Annotated in this window: 1 protein-coding gene; it reads right to left on the bottom strand. The window is 63.5% G+C overall.

Going from position 1 to position 879, the window contains the following annotated elements; genetic code table 11:
* Nucleotides 1–782, bottom strand: a 782-nt coding sequence (locus EOA49_RS32205) for a hypothetical protein (protein WP_206520255.1), incomplete at its 3' end; no start/stop codon positions are given.
* Between the last annotated feature and the right edge of the window lie 97 nt (nt 783–879).

Raw genomic sequence — 879 nt, 5'->3', positions numbered from 1 at the left:
GCCTGCACATAGGCCGTCGTTGCCAGCTTGGTCGAATTGTCGCCGGGCGTCTGGGTGACGGCGGTCGAGGCCGAGCCAAGGGCAACGGTCGGGTTTGTGGCGAAGACAAGCGGACCGCTACCGGTCTCGTCGACCATCGCCGCGGCGAGCTGGGCGCTCGTGCCGCCGGCAAGAAAGGCCAGCATGTTCGCGGCAAGGCCCGAGACGTCGCTGATTGCAGGCTGCGCAAACGTCGGGTTACCGCTGGTATCGACACCCGTCCCGAACTGATGGGGAGGAGCGGCCGCAGATTTTACGCCACCAAGGGCCACCGGCTGCGGCGTGGGTAGATCAGCCCCGATCAGCGCTCGGAATGCGGGCACTCCACTTCCGAAGGCTGGAGTAGCCAGGATGAGGTTGGGGAGCTGCGATGCGAGCGAGATCCCGCTGTCAGCAAGGGCAGTGCCGCCGGTCGTGGAGAAAACGGGAATGTCGCCCACCACGGAACTCGAAGGGCCAACGATAGTGCCGTTGGCGATCGGTCCGATCGTTTTCCCGCCGATCTGAAAGAAGAGCCCAAAGATGGTCATCCAGATCTGGCCGTCGACCGGTACTCCCGGAGCAGCGCCAGGAGGGATGCTGAATCCAGCGCCGTCGGACGTAGAGGCCTGGGTGTTGAGCGGCCCTTGCATCGTGTCGCCGCCCCGGTTCACCGGGGTATAGCCGAGCGCGTCCTGCTTCTGTGAGAACAGATAGCTCCACTGGCCAGCGGTCAGGACATTGCCGTAGCTGAAGGGATTCATTTGTCCCAATCCGAATGTGTGTGAGTGGTTGGCTTAGGCGAGGGTGACGATGCCGCGATCAGTCGAATTCGAAGATGACGACCACACCGTTGCCGCC

Origin of the sequence: Mesorhizobium sp. M1A.F.Ca.IN.020.04.1.1 (assembly GCF_003997315.1) — a bacterium.
Taxonomy (GTDB): Bacteria; Pseudomonadota; Alphaproteobacteria; order Rhizobiales; family Rhizobiaceae; genus Mesorhizobium.
Note: the sequence above shows the minus strand (reverse complement) of the source record. Positions and strands in the feature narration are given on the sequence as shown.